Below are 4,360 nucleotides of genomic sequence, written 5' to 3' on the forward strand. Positions count from 1 at the left end.
TCAACTCATGCCTGCGCACCACAACGCGACATCAAAACAGAACACCACCGGCCACAAAACAGATTCGCTGCAAGAACTTTGAGGACACTCCCTAGTAGTGCTTTGTTCGGTGTGGGGGTGGTTGTGTTCACGTGGGGGTTGGTGGCAGTGTCCGGTCCAGGTGGTTTGGAGGTGTTGGAGGCGGCGCAGGACGGTGTAGAGGGTCAGGCCTGCGCAGGGGCTTTTGAACCGTCACGGGTTCGGGACCGGCTTCGTGTTCAGACCAGCGCCGGTCGGCGTGGTGAGTTTTGAGCGTAGTAGGCGGACTCGTACTCGGTCGGGGTCAGGTAGTCCAGCCGGGAGTGAAGGCGGGCGTTGTTGCACCAGTCGCACCATTCCATGAGCGCGAACTCGACCTCGGTGAGAGTCTTGAACGGGCCGTGCCGGTTGATGACCTCGGTCTTGAACAGGCAATGTCGCGTAGTTAAGCGGTGGGGTCGGTTGTCGAGTCGCCGTCTGGTTGTGGTGGTTCCGGTGCCAGCCATTGGCGGTTGAGGCGGTAGCGTCCACGACCGATCCGGTCGAGGAACCCTTGGTCGGTCCATCGGCCTATTTGGCTGCAAAGGCTGCGGTAGCGAACGTGTTTCAGCTCTTGGGCGATTTCGCTGGGGGTCCACTCGCGGTCGGGGTCGGTCCGCAGTAGCTGCAACACTTGCTGGCGGTGGCCCGGGTCGGCAGCGCTTGCGGGGTGTTCGGCCGCTTCGGTCTGTTGCGGGTCGGTGAGCGCGCAGAGTTCCAGCCGGATGACGCCTTGGCTGTTGGTAGGGCGGTTGCCGGTGAGCGCGGTCCCGTAGCGGGACATGGGGCATTTGACCTTGCGAGCGCTGATGCGCGGACGGCGTGCGGGCAGGAGGTTCTCCAAAACCGCTTGGGTGATTGCGTTTTCGGGTGAATCGTTGCTGGTGATGTTGGTTGCGGTGACGATCTGGTTGATGGCGGCGGTCATGGCCACGGTGAAGCTTGCCCGGTCGGGGTCGGTTCCCGGAGCGGTCTCCACGGCGTCACACATGGCGCGGCGCAACGTCTGATAGATCGTCAGGGCGGCCCACATCTCCTGCTCGAGGCCGACCGGGTCGGTGGAACGCAGAACGCGTCCGCGGAACATGGTGTGGCGCAATGCGAAGAATGCTGATTCGATCTCCCAGCGCTCGTGGTAGAGGCGGGCGATCTGGATCGATGGATCGGTGCGGTGGTCGAGCAAGGTGGTGATGATCCGGTAGCGGTCACCCACGCGGGATCCGTCGGCGCAGGTGGCGGTGATCTGGATATCGACGATGCGGAAGCGGTGACCATTGATCCTGGTCAGAACCGATCCATCGGGCAGCGTGGCCCACACGGCCGGACGACGGCGCGAGCTGAGCCGGACCACGAGCTGAGCGCCGGAGGCCGCGACGCGGGTGAGAATGTCATCACCACCGAAGTTGCGGTCGGCCAGCAGCAGCATCGTGTCGTTCAACAGCGGCACCAAACTGGCGGCGTAGTCGGTCTCACTACGCTTGATCGAGCCGAAGACTGCGCCGAGTAGGCCGCGGGTCCCGGTCTCGCACAGAGTCACGACCCGCAGATGCGGGTAGCCCTCGGTGCCGCCGCGGTATCGAGTGAACTTGCCCAGCCGCATCCGGATCCGGTCCTGGTCTGGAGCCTGCAGCGAACCGCCACCGTCGAAAGCCACAGTGCGCCAATGCCGATAGCACACACCGGGGGTGGCAGGCTGCGCCAGCGGGCCTGCCACGACCTCGAACAGCGCCCTCAACGGTGCCGCTCCCAGACGCCGGCGAAGATCCCGCAGTCCCTTCTCCGAGGGCCTGCGAGGGAGCAGCGATCCTAGTCCGGTCCCAGACCCGCTCATAGCCCAGCATCAGAAAAACCGCCAGAGCCAGAACGAAATACACCCCGACGCGCGAGGGCAGCAAACGGGTGCGACGCTGCACCGTCCGGGTCCCGGTGAGAACGTCATCGATCAACTCGAGCGGCAGGTACTGCGTGAGCTCCCCGAGGTGACCGGGCGCGAAGATTCCTCCGGCCACGGTAATGGTGCGGGTGAGCGTCGTAGTGACAGACTGGGAGAGCAACGGGACCTCTCGGATGCAGGAAGACCTTGGACGGCTTCTCTGCAATAGCAGAGGTCCCGTTGCCTTACCTCCCCGACACCCACCATAGGAAACCCCCGAGTTGACCTGCCTACCAATGGCTTAACTACGCGGCATTGCTTGAACAGGCCGCGATGATCGACTCTGCCAGAGCGTTGGTGCGTCCTGAAGGTGATAGGGAGGTTGTGATGTAGAAGGCGCGAATCTCGTTGTCGCCGTGCTGTTGTGGAGATGAAGGTAGGTCCTTCGGCATCGGCATCGGCATGCAGGTGCAGGTGTCAAACCACCCCGAGTTGCTGCGGTGAATGAGCCGTGGTGGTGAGCGTCGTGGGAAAAGCCTTGCAGGACAAGGCAGGTGCGGGCCGAGAAGGCGAACGTAAGTGAACCACTGATGACGTGTCGTTAAGCCAGATGACATCGAAACCGGGGCCTTAATGCTTTCCCGGGACGAGCCAGTCGGGAGCCTGCTGATTGGTCTGGTGGTGTCCGGCATGAAGGTGGCGCGAGCTCGGTTCAGACTCTGCAACGGAACAGGAGAACTCCTCGACGCGAAATGGTGACTGTCGGGTTGACGGTGGTCGCGAGAAGGGTGAGCAGCCCGGTTGCGCGTCAGGAGGGCGGAACGCCTCGTAGTAGTGATGAAGTCCCTGTAATGGGGGTGGAGCGAAGGGGGCGTGCTGTCGGGTTTCGATCGACGATCAACCAGAAATGGGAGGAATCCGATGACCGGAACGAGATCGGCGGGCAAACCGTTCGATATTCCGAAAACTCTGGTGTGGGAGGCATATCAGAAGGTCAAAGCCAACAAAGGTGCTGCTGGTGTGGACGGGCAGTCGTTGGCCGAGTTCGAGCAGGACGAGAAGGACAACCTGTACAAACTCTGGAATCGGCTGTCGTCGGGAAGCTATTTCCCGCCGCCCGTCCGGGCGGTGGATATCCCGAAACCTGGTGGCGGGGTTCGCACTCTCGGTGTCCCGACCGTCGCTGACCGGATCGCCCAGACAGCGGTGGCCATGGTGCTGTCGCCCTCGGCGGAACAGGTATTCGACGAGGATTCGTATGGGTATCGGCCGGGACGGTCGGCACTGGATGCGGTGGAAACGTGCAAGCAGCGGTGTTGGCGGCAGCCGTGGGTGATCGATGTGGACATCCAAGGCTTCTTCGACAACGTGCCGCACGATCCGATCGTCGCTGCTGTGGAGCGTCACACCAGCTTGCCGTGGGTGTTGTTGTATGTGAAGCGGTGGCTCACCGCGCCGGTGCAGCAGCCCGACGGCACGCTGGTCAGGCGGGAGAAGGGGACCCCACAGGGGTCGGCGATCTCGCCGTTGTTGTCGAACCTGTTCATGCACTATGCATTCGATTCCTGGGTGAATCGGGAGCTGGGGTCGGCCAGGTTCGAGCGGTACTGCGACGACGCCATCGTGCATTGCGTCAGCGAGAAGCAGGCGGTATTCGTCCGCGACTCCATTGCGCGCAGCCTGGGCAGTTCGGTTTGACCCTGCACCCGGACAAGACCCGGATCGTGTACTGCAAGCAGGAAGGGCGGGAACTGGACTATCCGGTTACCGAATTCACCTTCCTGGGGTTCACGTTTCGACGCCGGGCGGCTCGGTTGCGAGACGGAAGGCTGAAGTCCGGTTTCTGCCCGCGGTGAGCAAGCAGGCGAAGAAGTCCATGGCCAGCACTATTCGGGGGTGGCAATTGGGCCGCTGGACCGAGTGGAGCCTTCAACGGATCGCCGCGAGGATCAACCCCATCGTGGCGGGCTGGATCAGCTACTACGGGCACTTCTACAAGTCCGATCTGATCCGCTTCCTGGAACACCAGATCAACCCGTTTCTCGTGAAATGAGCTGTGCGGAAATACAAACGGTATCGCCGTGCCAAACGGCGGGCACGCCGGAAGATGGCCGAGTTCGCCTCGGTCTATCCCGGCATGTTCGCACACTGGAAACACGGCGCGCTGCCTACCGGTTCGACAGTGGGAGCCGTGTAACGAGAGATTGTTAAGCACGGTTCTGCGAGCGGCGGCGGGTGAAATCCCTGCCGCCGACTCACCTCATATGCGTCACCAACCGAACCAATGGACGCCGACAGCCCCTGTAACGCAAGCGATTCGGTGAACTTCACTGATGTGAATTGATCGGGTTCAACCGGTGGAAGCAACATGCGAGGTCAGGAGGATGTTGTGGGAAGGCCGTCGGATTGGGTGCGGGAGGTGACGGGACG

At 62.3% G+C, this 4,360-nt stretch carries 4 protein-coding genes and 1 pseudogene; 3 read left to right on the forward strand and 2 right to left on the reverse strand.

Translation table 11 applies throughout. The features are described 5' to 3' along the window. Positions 1-257: 257 nt before the first annotated feature. Together ACZ6DL_RS37980 and ACZ6DL_RS37985 are read right to left on the reverse strand one after the other, a co-directional pair. Positions 258-524, reverse strand: coding sequence for an IS3 family transposase (locus tag ACZ6DL_RS37980; RefSeq protein ID WP_466058563.1), 267 nt, complete (start codon positions 522-524; stop codon positions 258-260). Then, positions 464-2,111, reverse strand: a pseudogene (locus ACZ6DL_RS37985) (IS4 family transposase). The gene ACZ6DL_RS37980 and the pseudogene ACZ6DL_RS37985 overlap by 61 nt, the downstream one beginning before the upstream one ends. 740 nt (positions 2,112-2,851) lie before the next feature. On the opposite strand from ACZ6DL_RS37985, the gene ltrA reads away from it, so the two are divergent. The 3 genes from ltrA to ACZ6DL_RS38000 are packed head-to-tail and all read left to right on the forward strand — an operon-like array spanning position 2,852 to position 3,983. Beyond that, positions 2,852-3,628 (forward strand): group II intron reverse transcriptase/maturase, encoded by a 777-nt coding sequence (gene ltrA / locus ACZ6DL_RS37990; RefSeq protein WP_466058565.1) that lies wholly within the window; start codon positions 2,852-2,854, stop codon positions 3,626-3,628. Beyond that, positions 3,625-3,786 (forward strand): hypothetical protein, encoded by a 162-nt coding sequence (locus tag ACZ6DL_RS37995; RefSeq protein WP_466058567.1) that lies wholly within the window; start codon positions 3,625-3,627, stop codon positions 3,784-3,786. Before ltrA ends, ACZ6DL_RS37995 begins: the two co-directional genes overlap by 4 nt. Beyond that, positions 3,783-3,983 carry a group II intron maturase-specific domain-containing protein gene (locus tag ACZ6DL_RS38000; protein ID WP_466058569.1) on the forward strand — a complete coding sequence of 67 codons (201 nt, stop codon included), beginning with the start codon at positions 3,783-3,785 and terminating at the stop codon, positions 3,981-3,983. The genes ACZ6DL_RS37995 and ACZ6DL_RS38000 overlap by 4 nt, the downstream gene beginning before the upstream one ends. Positions 3,984-4,360: the final 377 nt, after the last annotated feature.

It is taken from the genome of Nocardia sp. NPDC041819 (assembly GCF_055590505.1).